Source organism: Agromyces atrinae (genome assembly GCF_013407835.1).
GTDB classification, from domain to species: domain Bacteria; phylum Actinomycetota; class Actinomycetes; order Actinomycetales; family Microbacteriaceae; genus Agromyces; species Agromyces atrinae.
Genome location: NZ_JACCBI010000001.1, coordinates 1,950,963 through 1,969,145, shown reverse-complemented (window position 1 = coordinate 1,969,145; position 18,183 = coordinate 1,950,963). Strand labels below are relative to the sequence as shown.

16 protein-coding genes are annotated in these 18,183 nt (G+C 71.5%); 5 read left to right on the top strand and 11 right to left on the bottom strand.

Features of this window, described 5'->3' with window-relative positions; genetic code table 11:
* The first annotated feature begins 5 nt into the window (after positions 1-5).
* Positions 6-1,028 carry an ABC transporter substrate-binding protein gene (locus tag BJ972_RS09245; RefSeq protein WP_129173607.1) on the top strand — a complete coding sequence of 341 codons (1,023 nt, stop codon included), beginning with the start codon at positions 6-8 and terminating at the stop codon, positions 1,026-1,028.
* Between the two features lie 467 nt (positions 1,029-1,495).
* On the opposite strand, the gene BJ972_RS09240 is transcribed toward BJ972_RS09245, so the two are convergent.
* The 11 genes from BJ972_RS09240 to BJ972_RS09190 form a co-directional block, all read right to left on the bottom strand.
* Positions 1,496-2,005, bottom strand: coding sequence for a GNAT family N-acetyltransferase (locus BJ972_RS09240; protein WP_129173609.1), 510 nt, complete (start codon positions 2,003-2,005; stop codon positions 1,496-1,498).
* Positions 2,002-3,108, bottom strand: a complete 1,107-nt coding sequence (locus BJ972_RS09235; protein WP_129173611.1) for an FAD-dependent oxidoreductase — start codon at positions 3,106-3,108, stop codon at positions 2,002-2,004. The genes BJ972_RS09240 and BJ972_RS09235 overlap by 4 nt, the downstream gene beginning before the upstream one ends.
* Complete coding sequence (locus tag BJ972_RS09230) at positions 3,105-4,142, bottom strand: GNAT family N-acetyltransferase (RefSeq protein WP_164989892.1); 1,038 nt, start codon at positions 4,140-4,142, stop codon at positions 3,105-3,107. Before BJ972_RS09230 ends, BJ972_RS09235 begins: the two co-directional genes overlap by 4 nt.
* A gap of 22 nt (positions 4,143-4,164) precedes the next feature.
* The gene (locus BJ972_RS09225; protein WP_129173613.1) at positions 4,165-4,980 is read right to left on the bottom strand and encodes a nitroreductase family protein; all 816 of its coding nucleotides are present in this window, start codon (positions 4,978-4,980) and stop codon (positions 4,165-4,167) included.
* Between the two features lie 12 nt (positions 4,981-4,992).
* The gene (locus BJ972_RS09220; protein ID WP_129173615.1) at positions 4,993-6,132 is read right to left on the bottom strand and encodes an LLM class flavin-dependent oxidoreductase; all 1,140 of its coding nucleotides are present in this window, start codon (positions 6,130-6,132) and stop codon (positions 4,993-4,995) included.
* A 1-nt stretch (position 6,133) separates the two neighbouring features.
* A complete protein-coding gene (locus BJ972_RS09215; RefSeq protein WP_129173617.1) occupies positions 6,134-6,964 on the bottom strand; it encodes a DUF1684 domain-containing protein in 831 nt (276 codons plus the stop codon).
* A gap of 88 nt (positions 6,965-7,052) precedes the next feature.
* Positions 7,053-8,051, bottom strand: a complete 999-nt coding sequence (locus BJ972_RS09210; RefSeq protein WP_129173619.1) for an ATP-grasp domain-containing protein — start codon at positions 8,049-8,051, stop codon at positions 7,053-7,055.
* Positions 8,048-9,487, bottom strand: coding sequence for a M20 family metallopeptidase (locus BJ972_RS09205; protein WP_129173621.1), 1,440 nt, complete (start codon positions 9,485-9,487; stop codon positions 8,048-8,050). The genes BJ972_RS09210 and BJ972_RS09205 overlap by 4 nt, the downstream gene beginning before the upstream one ends.
* Complete coding sequence (locus BJ972_RS09200; protein WP_129173623.1) at positions 9,471-10,640, bottom strand: LLM class flavin-dependent oxidoreductase; 1,170 nt, start codon at positions 10,638-10,640, stop codon at positions 9,471-9,473. Before BJ972_RS09200 ends, BJ972_RS09205 begins: the two co-directional genes overlap by 17 nt.
* A complete protein-coding gene (locus BJ972_RS09195; RefSeq protein WP_129173625.1) occupies positions 10,630-12,006 on the bottom strand; it encodes an NtaA/DmoA family FMN-dependent monooxygenase in 1,377 nt (458 codons plus the stop codon). The genes BJ972_RS09200 and BJ972_RS09195 overlap by 11 nt, the downstream gene beginning before the upstream one ends.
* Entirely contained in the window at positions 12,003-13,190 is a 1,188-nt protein-coding gene (locus tag BJ972_RS09190) for an LLM class flavin-dependent oxidoreductase (RefSeq protein ID WP_129173626.1), read from the bottom strand. Before BJ972_RS09190 ends, BJ972_RS09195 begins: the two co-directional genes overlap by 4 nt.
* Before the next feature lie 257 nt (positions 13,191-13,447).
* On the opposite strand from BJ972_RS09190, the gene BJ972_RS09185 reads away from it, so the two are divergent.
* The 4 genes from BJ972_RS09185 to BJ972_RS09170 are packed head-to-tail and all read left to right on the top strand — an operon-like array spanning position 13,448 to position 18,139.
* Positions 13,448-14,515 carry an LLM class flavin-dependent oxidoreductase gene (locus BJ972_RS09185; RefSeq protein ID WP_129173628.1) on the top strand — a complete coding sequence of 356 codons (1,068 nt, stop codon included), beginning with the start codon at positions 13,448-13,450 and terminating at the stop codon, positions 14,513-14,515.
* Positions 14,512-15,558: an ABC transporter permease gene (locus BJ972_RS09180; protein ID WP_129173630.1), complete on the top strand. Its 1,047-nt coding sequence runs from the start codon at positions 14,512-14,514 to the stop codon at positions 15,556-15,558. Before BJ972_RS09185 ends, BJ972_RS09180 begins: the two co-directional genes overlap by 4 nt.
* Positions 15,555-16,505, top strand: coding sequence for an ABC transporter permease (locus BJ972_RS09175; protein ID WP_129173632.1), 951 nt, complete (start codon positions 15,555-15,557; stop codon positions 16,503-16,505). The genes BJ972_RS09180 and BJ972_RS09175 overlap by 4 nt, the downstream gene beginning before the upstream one ends.
* Positions 16,502-18,139, top strand: coding sequence for a dipeptide ABC transporter ATP-binding protein (locus BJ972_RS09170; protein WP_129173634.1), 1,638 nt, complete (start codon positions 16,502-16,504; stop codon positions 18,137-18,139). Before BJ972_RS09175 ends, BJ972_RS09170 begins: the two co-directional genes overlap by 4 nt.
* Positions 18,140-18,183 lie beyond the last annotated feature (44 nt).

Below are 18,183 nucleotides of genomic sequence, written 5' to 3'. Positions count from 1 at the left end.
ACGACATGGCAATCAACAAGAAGAAGGTGGCGGTCATCGTCGGTGGCGTCGCCGCCGTCGCGATCGTCGGCGGTGCGATCACCGCATTCGCACTCAACAGCGGCAACTCGGCTGAGGCGGAGGCGGCTCCTGAGGCGACGGAGGCCGCCGCAGAGACGTCGATCGTGCAGTTCGACCTCACGAGCAAGAACGCCGACGACCGGCCGCGCATCGACCCCGTTCCCGAGGCCGTCGAGGCGCTCGAGGCGAGCGGCTTCACGCCCATCGACCCGGGCAAGCTCACCGTCGTCGGCAGCGCGTACATCCCGCCGCTGTCCTTCCTCGCGGAAGACGACAACGTCACCCGCCTCGGCAGCGAGGCCGACTTCGCGCAGCTCATCGCCGATGGTCTCGGCCTCGAGCTGAAGACCGAGATCGCCGCATGGGCCGACTGGCCCCTCGGCATCCAGTCGGGCAAGTACGACCTCATCACCTCGAACGTCACGGTCACCGAAGAGCGCAAGGACCTCTTCGACTTCGCGACCTACCGCGATGACGTGCTCGGCTTCTACGTGAAGGCCGACAGCGATATCGACTCGATCTCCGAGGCGAAGGACGTCGCCGGCCTCTCGATCGTCGTCGGCTCCGGCACCAACCAGGAGAAGATCCTGCTCGCGTGGGACGAGGAGAATAAGGCCGCCGGGCTCGACCCCGTGGACTTCCAGTACTACGAGGACGACGCCGCAGCGACGCTCGCCGTGCAGTCGGGACGCGTCGACGCGACGTTCGGTCCGAACGCGACGGCCGCGTACAAGGCCGCGACCGACGGCAAGACGAAGCTCGTCGGCCAGCTCAACGGTGGATTCCCCGACAACGCGCAGATCGCTGCGGGTACCGCGAAGGACAACGGCCTCATCGAAGCCGTCAACATCGTGCTGAACTACGCGATCGAGAACGGCGAGTACGACGCCATCCTCGAGCGCTGGGGCCTCGAGAGCGAGGCCGTGAAGACGTCCGAGATCAACCCTCCCGGATTGCCGCGCCCGTAGCATCCGCATGACTCGGAACCCCGCCCGCGACGTGAGCCGCGTGGCGGGGTTTCGTGTGCGTGGGGGCGTGTGGCGGGAGTTTCTCGGGCGGGGGTGATTCTCGGGTGGGGGTGATGCGGCGGCGTGCTCCCGCACGTCTCTCGGGGTCGAGAGGTCAATTGCTCGGGGTGCGGGTGGGTGCGGACCCCGGTGGATTGACCTTTCGGTGGGGATGACGGGGATGACGCGGGATGGCGTGGTCTGCGGCGGCGCGCTTCGGGGTCGAGAGGTCAATCGCTCGGGGTGCGGGTGGGTGTGGACCCCGGGGATTGACCTTTCGGTGGGGATGACGGGGATGGCGTGGTCTGCGGCGGCGCGCTCGCGCACGTCGCTCGGGGTCGAGAGGTCAATCGCTCGGGGTGCGGGTGGGTGCGGACCCCCGGGGATTGACCTTTCGGTGGAAGGGCGCGGGGCGACGGGCGACGCGGTCAGATGATCGAGCGGGCGAAGCAGCGCGAGAACGTGATCGGCTCGTAGGGGGCGAAGATCGGGATGGGTTCGTAGCCGAGCCACTCGTAGAGGCGCACGGCATCGGGCTGGCGGTCGCCGGTCTGCAGGATGACGCGGGTGCCGCCGCGCTCGCGCGCGATCGCCTCGATGCGTTCGATGAGCGCACGCGAGATGCCGCGGCCGCGGTAGCCCTCGAGGGTCACGAGGCGCTTCAGCTCGAACTCGTCGCCGAGGGCGCGGAGCGCAGCATGACCCACCGGCACGCCGTCGACGACGGCGATGACCGTCGCGATCATGTCGTCGGGGTCGATCACGAACGCCGTGAGCGCCTCCTCGCCGAGATCGGCGAGTGAGCGGTCGCCGTAGCGCTCGCCCATCTCGACATCCATCGCGGCACGCAGCTCGACGGCGCGCGGATCGAACCAGTCGACGTCGAGAAGCTCGGCGGCGGGTGCGGCGGTGGATGTCGGCGGGGTGTCGATCGTCATGCGAACCTCTGCAGAGAGAACGTGCCGGGCGCGGGTCGCCCGTCGGTGAGGTCGGCGAGAACCCGGCCGACCGCGGGAGTGAACTTGAAGCCGTGGCCCGAGAACCCGGCGCCGACGGTGATCGGGCCCGAGCTGTCGAGCACGAATACCGAGTCGGGGGTCGTCGTATACGTACAGCTGATCCAGGTCGCCGAGTCGGCGTCCGCCCCCGGAAGCCACTCGCGCGCGTAGCGGCGCAGTGCCTCGGCCTGCGCGGGTTCGGCGGTGTAGTCGCGTCGGTCGGGGTCGACGACGGGCCCCGTTCCGTGCCAGCCGGCCTTGACCCCCTCGCCCGGAGTGAACATGCCGTAGACGCCCGAGTACCACCAGTCGTCCTCGGTCGCCGTAGGGCGATGGTTGAAGCCGGGCCACTCGAACGAGTCGTCGAGGAGCGCGAAGTGGGCGGGCTGCTCCTGCGTGACGACGAGCGCCGGCAGGTCGACGATGCCGCCGAGCAGGCTCGAGGTCCAGGCGCCGGCGGTCACGATCGCGCGGCGCGCATCGATCGTCTCGGTCTCGGTGGTCACGCGCACGTGATCGTCGCCGATGACCTCGATGCCGAGCACTCGCGTGTCGTGACGCACGTCGGCGCCGTGCGCGGCGGCCGCCCGCTGCAGGGCGGCGACCGACGCGTCGGCGTTCAGCCGCCCCGCCGTCGGCGTGTGCAGCACGCGCGTCGTGAAACGGATGCCGGGCCAGCGCCGCGCCGCTTCCTCGGCGGGCAGGAACTCGCTCGGGATGCCGGCGGCGGCGAGTGACTCGTGCACTCCGTCGATGTCGGGGAAGTCCCCGTGGTTCACGATGCCGACCTGATCGAGCAGGTGTGCCCCCGTCTCGGCCTCGAGTTCACGCCACAGCGGGAGGGACTCGACGAGCAGCGCGATGTGGTCGGGGTCGCCGTAACTGACGTTGAAGTTGCGTGATGCGCCGTGCGATGCACCGTGCGTGTGCCCCGGCGAGAAACGCTCGAGGAGGGTCACCGAACGGCCGCGGCGGGCGAGTTGCCAGGCCGCGGAGGACCCCATCGCGCCACCACCGATGACGACGACGTCTGTTGAACTCATCCCGCGATCTTCTCATCGAGCCGGAGGCGCACCGGAACGTCGATCGTGAAGGCGAGCAGCAGGAAGCTGCGGCCGCCGACCTCGATGATGCGCTCCCGTTCGCTCAACCGACCGAAGCCGACCTTCTCGTAGAGCCGATGGGCGCCGACCATCTGCGGGCCCGAGTTCATGACGACACGTTCGAGGCCGCGGAGTCTCGCGATCTCGATCGTGTGACGGGTGAGGATGTCGCCGATGCCACGCCCGCGCGCGACGGGGTCGACTGCGAGCAGCCGGAAGTCGAGCTCGCCGTCCTGGGCGAGCGGCGAGATGGTGTTGCCGCGGCGCGGCGTCGCGACGGTTCCGAGGAGGGCTCCGCTCGCGGCGTCCGCTGCCACCCACACCTGGTGCTCGATCGCCCGCGACTCGATGTCGCGGATCGACGCGAGGTAGTCGTCGGAGATCTCGTACTCGATCGTGTAGGCGCGCTCCGAGAGGTCGGCGACGGCCTCGTATTCGTCGGGGCGCACGAGACGTACGACGACGTCGTCTCGCGCAGCGAGGGGCAGCCGGTAGTCGACGTGCGTGATGCGACCGTCGGGGTCGGCGTGGCTCCGGAGCCGCTCGTAGCCGAGGCTGTCGTAGAGCGACTGCGCGGTGAGGTTGAGCGACCCCGTGTCGAGCACGATCGCGGGGGCGCCCCACTCGAGGGCGACCTCCTGAGCGGCATTCGCGAGGGCGCGGCCGAGACCGAGTCCGCGTGCGGCGGGCGAGACGGCGAGGAGTCGGAGTTCGGCCTCGTCGCCCGTCGCGAGGCGCGCCTGCGGCGTACCGGCGCGCACGACGGTGACGGTCCCGACGAGAGCACTGTCGCTCTCGGCGACGAGCACGACGCCCGACGCGGCACGCGCGGCGACATCCGTGACGAGGCGGCGACGCTCCTCCGAGACCGGCAGGTGGCCGTACGGTCCGGTCGCGAAGCCCTCTTCGGTCAGTCGGCCGACGGCGTCGTACTCGCTCGGCTGCGCTTCACGAATCAGAACGGGGGATGTCACGATGATTTCCTCTCCGACAGGTCTAACGGCTCGGGAAGCCGAGTTCTTCCAACCAGGACCGCAGACGGTGGCGGCCGTTCAGCCCCGCCGCGTCCTTCCAGCGGCGCGCGACGCTCGCCGTCCACTCGTGTTCGATGCCGTAGGCGTCGTAGTAGTCCGAGAGACGTGCGCCGTAGACAGCCACTCCGTCGGCGCTCGCCGCGGGGTCGTACTGCTCGCGGTGCACGACGGCGCTCTGCGGCAGGCGGGGCTTGACGCCCGCCTGCTCGTCGGGGTCGGGGCGACCGATCGCGAGGCCCACGACGGCGAAGGCGCGCGGCGGCAGGCCGAGCTCGGCGGCGATCGCGACCGGGTTGTTGCGCACGGCCCCCACGTAGACGGTGCCCCAGCCGAGCGACTCGGCCGCGACGACGGCGTTCTGCGCGGCGAGGGCGGCATCGATCGAGGCGACGAGGGTCGACTCGAGGTAGTCGGCCCCACCGAGCTCGTGACCGGCACGGGCCGCGATCGTCGCCGCGCGATTCAGGTCGGCGACCCACACGAAGAACGCCGCCGCATCGGCGATGAACGCCTGGTCGCCCGCGAGATGGGCGAGCCGCGCGAGGCGCTCGCGGTCTTCGACCACGACGACGCTCCACGATTGCTGGTTCGACGACGTCGCCGCCGATTGCGCGGCCGCGACGATCGCCGCGAGATCGCCTTCGCTCACGGATGACGGCAGGAAGCGCCGCACCGAGCGATGAGCGAGCTGCCCCGCGATCGTCTCGGTGAGGGTCACCTCGGGAACATCGGTCGTGCCGTAGCGCCGGTCGAGTGCGGCGGATGTCGTGGTCGTCATCAGCGAATCCTCTCAGGCCGCGGCGACGAGTCTGCCGTGAGCGGAGACCGCGCTCGCGGCATCCTTCTCGGTCGCCCCGTGCACCGCGGGGCGCGTGGCGTACGGGTCTCCCTCGCCCCACAGGGTCGTCGGGAACTCGCGGCGGACGACCGGCACGACCTCGGCCGCGAACCGCTCGAGGATCTCGTACTGCTGCTCGATCGGCAGCGTCGTCGGCAGACTGATCGACTGCAGGTCGTGATCGAATGCGCCGTGGAAGCGCGCGATCTTCTCGATGACCTGTTCGGCGGTGCCGACGAGGGCCGGGCCCTCCGCGATCGCGTGGTCGATGTCGCGGAACGGCGAGTTGTTGCCCGGCACGTTGGTCGCCGCGACGATCGCCTCGTAGACCGGGCCGTAGAGCTCGCGCGCCTCGGCCGTCGAATCGGCGATGAAGAGAGAGCCGGAGCCTGCGCCGACGTAGGCGAACCGGGGGTCGTGTCCGTGGCGCTCGAACTCGTCGCGGTAGTGGCGCACGAGAACCTCGTAGTTGCGGAGCGGCTGGATCGCGTTGGCTGAGAACAGCGGGTCGCCGTGACGCGCGGCGAGGGCGGCCGACGCGAGCGTCGTCGCCGAGCCGTGCCAGACGCGCGGGGCTCCGGCGAAGGGTCGCGGCAGCGTCGTCGTCGCGTGCTGCGCGCGCGTGTAAGGAGTGGCGTCCCAGTCGACATCCGTCTCGCGCCAGAGCCGTCGGAGGAGCGCGTACTTGTCGGCGAGGAGTTCCCACTGGTCGTCGATCTCGAGGCCGAAGAGCGGGAACTGGGCGACCTCGTTGCCCTTGCCGATCGTGATCTCGAGGCGGCCGCGCGAGAGCTGATCGATCGTCGCGTAGTCTTCGGCGACGCGCACGGGGTCGAGCACCGAGAGCACCGTGACGCCCGTCTGCAGGCGGATCGTCGACGTCTGGCTCGCGATCGCGCCGAGGATGACGCTCGGAGCCGACGACAGGAAGCGCCCCGCGTGACGCTCGCCGACCGAGATCGCATCGAAGCCGAGGCGTTCGGCGCGGCGCGCGAGCTCGAGCGTCTGGTCGAAGCGCTCGGCGGGCGAGACCTGGCGGCCCGTGACGGGGTTCGCGAGGTAGGGGATGATGTCGAGGATCTGGAATCGCACGTCAGTGCCTTTCGAGCGGGGTCTTCTCGCCGGCCTCGATGCCGATGGGCAGCCGGTTCTCGGCGGGAGGCAGCGGGCACGTGGCGAAGTCGGTGTACGCGCACGGCAGGTTCACGGCGCGGTTGAAGTCGAGCGTGACGGTGCCGTCGGCGGCGGGAGCATCGATCGCGAGCGACCGGTTCGCCGCATACGTGGTGAGCCCGCTCGTGGCATCCGTGAAGAGGGCGAAGAGGCTGCCGGGGGCGTAGCCGGGGAAGACCGTCAGGCGGAACGTCTCGCCGCGCAGCTCGAACTCGACCTCGCCGGGGGCGTCGTAGACGTGCTCGAGACCGGGGGCGGCCGAACCGACCGTCGTGGGGCGCGGCTCGGCGAACGGCAGGTAGCGGCCCTCGGCGAGCCAGCGCGGGTTCGGCACGTAGGTGGGGGTGCCCGTGTAGTTCACGAGCAGGGGGTGGGCGGGATGACGCGGGCGCACGATGTCGTTGCCGCCGCGTCGAGCGACCTCGATGTGCGTGTCGCCCGAGACGAGCGTGAATCCGCCGCGCTCGATGAGCGGTCCGAACTCGACGCGGCCGGTGAGCGACTCGCCGTCGCGCGTGAGCTCGTCGCCCTCGGTCAGCTCGACGACGGGGCCGTTCTCGCCCGTCGACCAGAGCCCGGGGATTCCCTCGATCGACTGCGGTTCGTCGCCGAGCCACGCGATGGTCGTGACGGCGAGGAACCCGTGGTCGTCGGCCCGTCGTGCCTCGTGGCTGCGGTGCCATTCCTCCCAGTCGCGTCCGAACGCGGCGCGGTCGAGGGTCGGGCGGCTGGTCGTAGCGGTGTCGGTCATGGAGCGATGGTAGGCACCGGTGCCGACACCGCGTCGGCCTCTCGTCGCCCTGCGTCTCGAACCGTCACGGAGTGCAACATGGGGGGGGTCAGGCGGGGTAGCGCTCTCGGAGGAGGGCGCCGAGGTAGCGGGCGATCGAGGCGGGGCCGGACGAGTCTGCTTCGGCCTCGACGTCGGCGTTGTAGTTCGTGTTCGTGTTGATGTCGTAGACGACGCGGCGGCCGTCGGCGCTCTCGATGAACTCGATCCCCGCGATCTCGATGCCGAGGTCGCGAGTGAACTGCGCGAGACGCTCGGCGAACGCGGTGTCGACGTCGCGGCGCAGGGTGAAGAGTCGCTGACCCGGTTCGGGCGCCGCCTCGGCCCCGGGAGGGGCGATCGGCAGCCCGGTCGTCGCATCGATCGCGCACGCGTCGGCGGGGCAGAGCTGGAAACCCCCATGGATGGTGTCGGCGGCGATCGCGTAGACGAACTCGCCTCCGACGATCTCGACGCGCGTGATGAAGCCGCCCGCGGGGCGCACGTACTCCTGCAGCAGCGTGATGCCGTCGACGGGCTCGTCGAGCTCACCCGCGTCGAGCGCCGTCTCGAACTCGGCGACCGAGTCGAAGCGGCGGACGCCGAGGCCCTTGCCGCCCTGGTTGTGCTTCGTGATGAACGGTCGCCCCTCGAAGCGGCGGGCCGCGTCACGCAGACCGCCGGCGCCGATGACCGCGACGGTCTCGGGGGCATCGATGCCCGCGGCGCGGAGTGCCGCGAGCTGCGCGACCTTGCTCACCTCGAACTCGATCGTCGACCGACCGTTGACCGTGCGACGCCCCGACGACTCGAGCCACGAGAGCACCGAGCGGGCGTAGTCCTTCGAGTGGTCGTGACCGCGGCTCGGCGCCGACGCGCTGATGCGCGACCAGAAGATGCCCTCGGGAGGCGCGGAGGCCGGATCGAACGACCCCTCGACGAGATTCCACTCGCGCACGGGAACGCCCGCCTCGCGGAAGGCGCGCTCGAACGGCGGCCACCAGTCGGCGTTCTCGTGCAGGGCGTAGACGACGGGGGTGCCGCCGGGTTCGTCGTCGAGAGTGCTCATGAGAAGTACGCTTCCACATCGATGGGGCCGCCCGCCGCCTGGAACTCGGCGGCGACGGCGGCCCGGAGGTCGGGGTCGGACAGGAAGTCGGCTGCGGTCGCCGCGAGACCCGCGATGGCATCGGTGAGCGCGGCGTCGGAGTCGGGGGATGACGCGTGCGCCGCGAACTCGCGCGTGTGCAGACTCACCTCGGGCGGGGAGATCGCGATGACGGGGTGGATGCCGGGGATGCGGACGCTCACGTTGCCGAAGTCGGTCGACGCCGCGAGGTGCGACGGAACGGCCGAACTGCGCCGCACGGCGCGACCGCGTGCCGCTTGGGCGACGGCCCAGCGCTCGCCGAGGGCGGCGTTGTGGCGGATCGGCAGGGTGAACGGCTGCGGGTCCCACACGATCTCGACGCCCGTGCCCGTCGCGAGGGCGATGCCGTGCGCGATGTCGTCGACGCGCGACGAGAGCTCGCGGAGCCCGGCGGGATCGGGGGAGCGCACGTAGTACTCGAGCTCGGCGCGCTCCGGCACGACGTTCGGGCGCTCGCCGCCGTCGACGACGATCCCGTGCAGTCGATCGCCCGGCGGGAGGTGCTGGCGCAGGAGACCGACGGCCTGATAGTTGAGCACGGCCGCGTCGAGGGCGTTCCGGCCCTGGAACGGCGAGGCCGAGGCGTGGGCGGCGACTCCGTTGTAGACGATGCGCACGATGCGTCGCCCGATGAACGGCTGGTCGACGACGTCGTAGCCGAACGGGTGCACCATGATGGCCGCATCGACGGCGTCGAAGGCCCCGGCGCGCGCGAGGAGCTCCTTGCCGTTGCCGCCCTCCTCGGCGGGCGTGCCGTAGAGCAGCACGCGGCCGGGCAGGGGGATGCCGGCGGCTGCGGCGCGGACGAGGGCGAGGAAGGACCCGATCGCGGATGCCGCGATGAGGTTGTGCCCGCACCCGTGACCGATGCCGGGCAGAGCGTCGTACTCGGCGAAGATCGTGATCGTCGGCGCGTGCGCGGTGTGACCCGGTGCGCTGAGCTCCGGCTCGACCGGAACGCCGTCCCTCAGCTCGGCGACGAACGCCGTGTCGAGACCGAACACGCCCACGCGCACCGGTACTCCCTCGGCCTCGAGGAGCGTGCGGATGGCGTCGACGCTCCGATGCTCGGCGAACCCGGTCTCGGCGAGGTCGAAGATCGTGCGCGCGAGTTCGGAGGTTCGGGGCAGCAGCGTCGTCGTGGCCGACTCGATCGCGGTCAGGAGCTCGGCCGATGCCCCCGCGAACGACGACTCGAACGGTTCGGCCCGACTCGCGGCGACCTCCGCGTCGGCCGCGGCGCGGTCGAGATACGCCGTGCTCGGACGGGTCGGTGCGGGGCCGACGCGGATTCCGTGGACGGCGCGCACACCGTCATCCGTTCGGGAGGCGAGCGCCTCAGAGCGTTCCGGCATCGCCCCAGGCCTCGGCGAGCAGACGGTACGACTCGACGCGAGCGGCGTGGTCGTGGGTGATGGTCGTGACGAGCAGTTCGTCGGCACCCGTGACGCGCTGGAGCGTCTCGAGGCGCCCGACGACCGACTCGGCGCTGCCGACGAGTCGCGTGTCGAGGCGATCCTGCACCGAGGCGAGCTCGGCGGCCGAGAGGGCATCGATGCCTCGCGCCTCCTCGGGCGTCGGGTAGACGATCGCGCCCTGACCCTCGCGGATGGAGAGCACCCAGTCGGCGTAGCCCGCCGCGAGGCGCGTCGCCTCGGCGTCGGTCGCCGCGACGACGACATCGACCGACACCGTCGTGTGCGGGCGGTCGAGGGTCGCCGACGGCTGGAAATGAGCGCGGTACTCGGCGAGGGCGTCGAGGACGCCGCTCCCCTGCACGTGGTAGTTCGCGCCGAAGCGCACCCCGAGGCGACCCGCGATGCGGGCGCTCTCGCCCGCCGTCGAGCCGTGCACCCAGAGCTCGACGTCGCTGCCCTCGGCCGGCTGCACCGTGACGGGCACGTCGCCCGCGTCGTAGCTGCCCGCGAAGAAGTCCGCGAGGTCGGCGACCTGCTGGCTGAAGCGGTCGGCGTCGCCCGGCGTGCGGCCGAGGAGTCGCGCCTGCACCGCGAAGCGCTCGGTGTTGAAGCGGAAGGGCCGGTTCGGCGGGATGACGAGCCCGTCGACGAGGCGGTTCGTCGTCACGGGCGGCTCGGCGGGCGGCGCGGGTGCCGTCGACGGCGAACCGGAGCGACCGAGGCCGAGGTCGGTGCGACCCGGGTAGAGGGTGCCGAGGGTGCCGAACGCCTCGGCGACCTGCAGGGCCTCGTAGTTGCCGAGGATCGTCGCTGCCGTGCCGACCCGGATCGTCGACGTGCGTTCGGCGAGGATGCCGAGGAGGGTGTGCGGCGCGGAGCCCGCGACACCCGGGTTCAGGTGGTGCTCGGCGAGCCAGTAGCGCGCGAAGCCGAAGCTCTCGGCCCGCTGCGCGAGGTCGATCGTGTTGCGGAGCGCGTCGCCGCTCGACTCGCCGCTCGAGATCGGTACGAGGTCGAGCACCGAGAGCGGTACGCGCTGCGCGGTGCGCGCGGTCGTCGCGGGCGGGGCGGTGAGGGTCTCAACCGACATGACGGGCCTCCTCGGCGTCGGACTCGAGCGCCGGCAGCCCGAGGTTCTCGCGCAGCGTCGCTCCCTCCGGGTACTCGGTGCGGTACACGCCGCGCTCCTGGAGGAGCGGCACGACGCGGTCGACGAACTCGTCGAGGCCGTAGGGGTTCGTCGTACCGACGACGACGAAGCCGTCGGTCGCGCGGCTCTGCACGTAGCGGTCGATCTCGCTCGCGATGTGGTCGGGGGTGCCGACGAAACCGCGACGCGACGACAGGCTGATGACGAGGTCGCGGATCGAGAGGTTCTCGGCCTCGGCCTTCTGCCGCCAGGCGGCGACGACGCCGGGGATGTCGGTGACGTGACGCACGCGGCCACGCGTGATGTTCTGGCCCTCGATGTCGGGTTCGACGTCGGGCAGCGGGCCCTCGGGGTCGTAGGCCGTGAGGTCACGGCCCCACACCTGCTCGAGGAAGGCGATCGCGGTCTGGCCGCTCACCTGGGCGAGTTCGACCTCGCGGGCGCGCTCGGCGGCATCGGCCGCGGTGTCGCCGATGACGAAGCCCACGGCGGGGAGGATCTTGAGCGAGTCCTCAGTGCGACCGCGGCCCGGGAGGCGTCCCTTGACGTCGGCGTAGAACGCCTGGGCGTCCTCGAACTCCGTGTGGAGCGAGAAGATCACCTCGGCGTGGTGGGCGGCGAAGTCACGGCCGTCGGGGGAGTCGCCGGCCTGCACGATCACGGGGTAGCCCTGCGGGCTCCGCGGCGTCGTGAAGCGGCCCGCGACGTCGAAGTGACGACCGCGGTGCACGACCTCGCCGATGGCGTCGTCGGAGGAGAGGAAACGCCCGCTCGCGGCATCCGCTGCGACGGCGTCGGCCCGCCAGGAGTCCCACCACTCCTTCGCGAGCGAGACGAACTCGTCGGCGCGCGTGTATCGCTCGGAGTGCTCGAGGAACCCGCCGCGACGGAAGTTCGCGCCGTGGAAGGCGTCGGAGCTCGTGACGACGTTCCAGCCCGCCCGGCCGTTCGAGAGGTGGTCGAGGCTCGAGAGCGCGCGGGCGAGCTCGTACGGTTCGTTGAACGTCGAGCTCAGGGTTCCGACGAGGCCGATGTGCTCGGTGACGGCGGCGACCGCCGCGAGGATCGCGAGCGTGTTAGGGCGACCGACGACGTCGAGGTCGTGGATGCGGCCCTTGTGCTCACGCAGGCGCAGTCCCTCGGCGAGGAAGAGGTAGTCGAAGAAGCCGCGCTCCGCGTTCTTCGCGAAGTGCTCGAACGACGAGAACTCGACCTGGCTCTCGGAGCGCGGGTCGGTCCACACCGTCGTGTTGTTGACGCCGGGGAAGTGCGCGGCGAGGTGGACCTGGCGCTTCGCGGTGCTCATGCTGCGTTCTCCTCGGTGTCGGTGTAGCGGTTCGCGGCGGGCTCGAAGCCGAGTCGCTCGCGGAGCGTGGGGGCGTCGGCCGGCGCCGCGACCCGCGGGCGCACGTGCTCGACGATCTGGCGGAGGTCGTCGGGAAGACGCGCGGGCCGCAACCGGAATCCGGTGTAGCCGACCGCCCTCCAGCTCTCGAGCAGGTCGACGAGGTCGGCGGGCGTGCCCGCGAAGACGAGGGCGTCGGAGGCGAGCGGAGCACCCGCGCGCTCGTCGAGGCGATCGAGCACGGCGCGTGCCGCGGCCGTCGTCTCCTCGAGCACGACGACGACATCGGCCCAGGCCTCGAGCGGTCGGCCCGTGCGCCCGACCCGCGACTCCGCGTCGCGGATCTCGCCGAGAATGCCGCGGGCACCCGCCTCGTCGAAAGGCGTGCCGAACACGATGTCGGCGCCGCGCGCGGCGAGTTCGTAGGGGATCGTCTGGTGCGCGAGCACCGCGACGAGGGGCTGACCCTGCGGGGAACGCGGCGTGATCGACGGGCCCTTCACCGAGAACCGCTCGCCCGCGAAGTCGATGTAGTGGAGCTTCTCGCGGTCGATGAAACGGCCCGTCGCGGCGTCGCGGATGATCGCGTCATCCTCCCAGCTGTCCCAGAGTCGGCGAACGACCTCGATCGCGTCGGCCGCTTCGTCGAAGAGCTCTCGGAGAACCGCTTCGCCCGCGGGGCCGCGCAGCGACTCGATCGTGAACTCGGGGAACTCGCGGCGGCCGAAGTGCTTCGCCTCGAACGGACTGCCCGAGACCTGCGCACGCCACCCCGCACGACCGCGGCTCGCGTAGTCGAGCGTCTGCACGGTCGTCGCGACGTGGAACGGCTCGGGGTGCGTCGTCGTGATCGTCGGCACGAGACCGATGCGGTTGGTGAGGGGAGCGACGAACGACGCGATGAGCGACGCGTCGAGGCGACCGCGCACCTGGTCGACCCGATCGTCGGGGCGGCCGAAGGCCGACGACTGCAGCCCGAGCGAGTCCTCGATCGTCACGAGGTCGATGCCGCCGTCCTCCGCGGTGCGCACGAGGTCGGCCCAGTAGCGCGCGGTGAAGAGGTCGCGCGGTCGGGCGTTCTGTTCGCGCCACGCGGCAGGGTGCCAACCGGCCCCGTCGAGGGCGACGGCGAGAGGAAGCGTCATGGGTGTCGTTCTCCTGATCGGGGCCCCGGCAAGACCGGAGCGTGACTCGTGCGAGCTCCCACTCTGCGCTCACCCGCCGTCACGCGCGCGAAGGAACGTCATGATTCGCCGCCGCCCGACACACGTCTTCATGTGACGTCATACGCGGTTCACATTCGGTCATCGGGCGTCGCGCGGCTTGGTCGCGCGACCGATCGGGGCGAGCGTTGACCCCGCTGCCGTCAGCCGACGGGGCCACGACCGAGGAGGAGGACGGGATGACGATCACGACGCCCGCACCAGAGACGCACGCCGAGACCGGACCACGGGTCGCCGTGCGCTCGCTCGCCTTCCTCACGCCCGGCAACTACGACGACGACGCCCCCGCCGTGGGCCTCGACGAGACGCTCGCGCTCTTCGAGCACGGCGAGGCCCTCGGCTTCGACGGTGCGTGGGTGCGCCAGCGCCACCTCGAGCACGGCATCTCGTCGGCCGTCGTCTTCCTCGCCGCGGCGTCGCAGCGCACGCGGCGACTCGAACTCGGAACGGCCGTCATCCCCATCGGCTACGAGAGCCCGTTCCGCCTCGCCGAGGACCTCTCGACCCTCGACGTGCTATCGGGCGGCCGGGTGCAGGCCGGCTTCAGCGCGGGCACCCCGCCGCACGCCGACCTCATCGGCGAGCGCGTCTTCGACGCCGACTGGCGCTCGAACGACTTCTCGCACGCCCGCATCGAGCGGCTCCTCGACAACCTCCGCGGCGACTTCCTGGGTGACGGCGACACCGTCATCCACTCGCCGGGCAACACGCAGCGGCCCCGCCTCCAGCCCTACAGCCCCGGTCTCGCCGGACGTCTCTGGTACGGCGGCGGCTCGCTCGGCTCGGCCGAGTGGGCCGGCCGCCACGGCCTCGGCCTGCTCGTCGGCAACATCGTCGCGGGCGAGACGAGCGACGACTTCGCGACGGCTCAACGCGCCGTCATCGACCGGTACCGGCGGGCCGCGGGCGACCGCGTCTCGCGCATCGCGCTCGGTCGCGTGATCGTGCCGACCGACAGCGCCGACCGGGCGACGCGCGCGAAGTACCGCGAGTACGCGGCATCCCGCTACGAGCGCACACTCGCTCCGCACGGCGAGCGGCGCACGCTCTTCGCGCGCGACCTCATCGGGCCCGCCGACGAGATCGCCGAGGCACTCGCCGCCGATGCCGCGCTCGCCGAGGTCGACGAGCTCCGCATCGAGCTGCCGTACGAGTTCGGCATCGACGACTACCGCCAGATCATCGCCGACGTCGCGGGGCTCGTCGCCCCGCAGCTCGGCTGGACGCCGGCGGAGGAGCGCGCGTGATCCGCTATCTCGCGGTGCGGCTCGCTCAAGCCGTCGGTGTGCTCTGGGCGGCGTACACCGTCTCGTTCCTCGTGCTCTACGCCCTGCCCGGAGATCCCGTCCGCCTCCTCGCGGGCGCCGACGCCAACGACCTCACCGAGGCTCAGCTCGACGCCCTCCGCGCCCAGTTCGGCCTCGACCGACCGCTCATCGTGCAGTACGCCGATCAGCTCGTCGGCGTGCTGCGCGGCGACCTCGGCACCTCGCTCGTCACCGGTCGGCCCGTCACCGTCATCCTCGGCGAGGCGCTCGGTCCGACGGCGGTGCTCGCCGCGGCCGCACTCGTGCTCGCGGTCGTCCTCGGCTCCCTCATCGCGATCGCCGCGAACTACACGCGGCACCGCTGGCTCGCGAACACCCTCCTCGCGCTCCCGCCGCTCGGCGTCGCGATCCCCGGATTCTGGTTCGGCCTCCTCCTCATCCAGTGGTTCTCGTTCGGCATCCCGCTCTTCCCGGCCGTCGGCGACTCCGGTTTCGCGTCGATCGTGCTGCCCGCCATCGCGCTCTCGCTGCCGACCGGCGCGATGATCGCGCAGCTGCTCTCGAAGAGCCTCTCGACGACGCTCCGCGAGCCCTACATCGACACGGCATGGTCGAAGGGCGCCGATCGTGCGCGAGTGCACCTCCGTCACGCGCTGCGGAACGCGGCGCTCCCGGCACTGACCGTGACGGGCCTCGTCGTCGGGCAGCTGCTCTCGGGCACCGTCGTCACCGAGACGGTGTTCTCCCGCCCCGGCATCGGCCGGCTCACGGCGAGCGCGGTGCAGCAGCAGGACATCCCCGTCGTGCAGGGCGTCGTCGTCTTCGCCGCGGTCGTCTTCGTCGTCGTGAACCTCCTCGTCGACCTCATCTATCCGCTGCTCGATCCGCGCATCGTGACCGTCGGTCGTCGGTCGCGGAAGACCCGCGCGACGAACGGCGGAGGGCCGACGACGGATGACGGTGCGCTGCCCACGGCGGCTGCCGAACGACCCCGCGAACTCGTGGAAGGAGTCCGCTCGTGAGCGAGACCGCCGCCCTCGCGCCGCCGCGCGCCCAGACCTCGAGCGACACGTTCGCCGCGACATCCGCCGACCGGTTCGGTGACGCCGTCGCCGAGCGCCGCGGACCGGAGCGCCGCGACGCAGCCCGCGACCGCGTGCGCTGGTTCGCCTCGCGCCCCGTGCTCGTCGCCTCGCTCGTGTGGCTCGCCGTCGTCATCGTCGCGACCCTCGCTCCGTGGTTGCTCGCGCCCGGCGACCCGCTCGCGGGCGTTCCCGCCGACAAGCTGCAGGGCCCGTCGGCCGCGCACTGGTTCGGCACCGATCAGCTCGGCCGCGACCTCTACACGCGCGTCGTGCACGGCACGGCGCTCACCGTCCAGGCCGCGGCGATCGCCGTGGGCGTCGGGCTCGTCGTCGGATCGGCCCTCGGCCTGCTCGCCGGTTTCGTCGGCTCGTGGGTCGACGACCTCATCATGCGCGTCGTCGACGTGCTGCTCTCGATCCCGAGCCTCCTGCTCGCCCTCGCGATCATCACGGCGCTCGGCTTCGGCACCGTCAACGTCGCAATTGCCGTCGGCATCTCGTCGGTCGCGGCCGTCGCCCGCATCCTCCGCTCGGAAGTGCTGCGCGTCCGCAACTCGGTCTACGTCGAAGCCGCGCGGGCCTCGGGCAACGGCTGGGGCCGCACCCTCGTGCGTCACGTGCTGCCGAACTCGGCCGGGCCCGTCATCGTGCTCGCGGCTCTCGAGTTCGCGACCGCGATCCTCGCCGTCTCGTCGCTCAGCTTTCTCGGCTACGGCGCCCAGCCGCCCGCGCCCGAGTGGGGCTCGCTCGTCGCCGCCGGCCGTGACTTCCTGCGGAACGCGTGGTGGCTCACGACCCTCCCCGGCGCGACGATCGCTCTCACCGTGCTCGCCGCCAACCGGCTCTCGCGAGCCCTCGACGCCGAAGGGCGGAGCCACCGATGAGTGCTCTCGAGTCATCCCCCCGCCCCGTGCTCGAGGTCGCCGACCTCGCCGTGTCGTACCGGCCCGGCCGCACCGTCATCAGTGCCGTGCGCTCCGTCTCGCTCTCGATCGACGCGGGCGAGACCGTCGCGATCGTCGGCGAATCGGGGTCGGGCAAGTCGACGACGGCGCACGCGATCGTGCAGCTGCTCGCCCCGGCCGCCCGGATCGAGGCGGGACGCGTCGTGCTCGAGGGCGACGACCTCGTCGGGGCCTCGCGCGCTGACCTGCGTCGCGTGCGCGGACGCCGCATCGGGCTCGTGCCGCAGGACCCGACGGTGAGCCTCAACCCCGTCACGCGCATCGGCGCGCAGGTCGGAGAGGTGCTCCGCATCCACGGCCTCGCCGACCGCACGAACGCCCGCGTGCGCGCGATCGACGCGCTCCGCGCCGCAGGTCTCGACGACCCCGAGCTGCGGGCCGACCAGTACCCGCACGAGCTCTCGGGCGGCATGCGTCAGCGCGTGCTCATCGCCATCGCGATCGTCGCGCGGCCGGCGCTCCTCATCGCCGACGAGCCGACGAGCGCGCTCGACGTGACCGTGCAGCGGCAGATCCTCGACCACCTCGACGACCTGCGCCGCGAGCTCGGCATGGCCGTGCTCCTCATCACGCACGACCTCGGCGTCGCGGCCGATCGCGCCGACCGCATCATCGTCATGCACGACGGGGTCGTCGTCGAGACGGGCACTCCCACCGAGGTGCTCGAGACGCCGACGCACGAGTACACGCGGGCGCTCATCGCGGCCGCCCCGAGCCTCAACGCGCGCTCGGCTCCGCTCATCGTGACGGATGACGCCGCAGTGCCTCCCCGCGATTCGGTGCTCATCGTCGAGGACGCCGTCAAGGAGTTCGCTCTCCCGCGATCGAGCGGCGGCGGCACCCAGCGCGCCGTCGACGGCGTGAGCTTCGAGATCCCCCGTGGTCGCACGCTCGCGCTCGTCGGCGAATCGGGTTCGGGCAAGTCGACGACCGCGCGGCTCGCCCTGCGACTCACCGACGCGACCGCCGGACGCATCGTGTTCGATGGCGAGGACATCACGCACCTCTCGGGGCGTGCGCTCCGCGAGTTCCGTCGCCGGGTGCAGGTCGTGCACCAGAACCCCTACGCCTCGCTCAACCCGCGCCTCTCGGTCGGCGACATCATCGCCGACCCGCTCGACGCGTTCGGCATCGGCTCGCGAGCCGAGCGGCGGGCGCGGGTCGCCGAACTGCTCGACGTCGTCGCGCTTCCGGCGGCCGCGGCATCGCGCCCGCCCGCCGAGCTCTCGGGCGGCCAGCGCCAGCGCGTCGCGATCGCCCGAGCGCTCGCCATCTCGCCCGAGCTCGTCGTGCTCGACGAGCCCGTGTCGGCGCTCGACGTGCGGGTGCAGCACCAGATCCTCACGCTCCTCGCCGACCTGCAGCGCGAGTTCGGTCTCAGCTACCTCTTCATCTCGCACGACCTCGCCGTCGTCCGCCAGATCTCGCACACCGTCGGCGTCATGCGACGCGGTCGCATCGTCGAGTCGGGCACCGTGACCGAGGTCTTCGAGAATCCCCGACACGACTACACGCGCGAGCTCCTCGACGCGATCCCCGGGGCACGCGTCTGACGCGCGGCCTTCGATTCACAGCACAACAGACATCCCGCATCCCA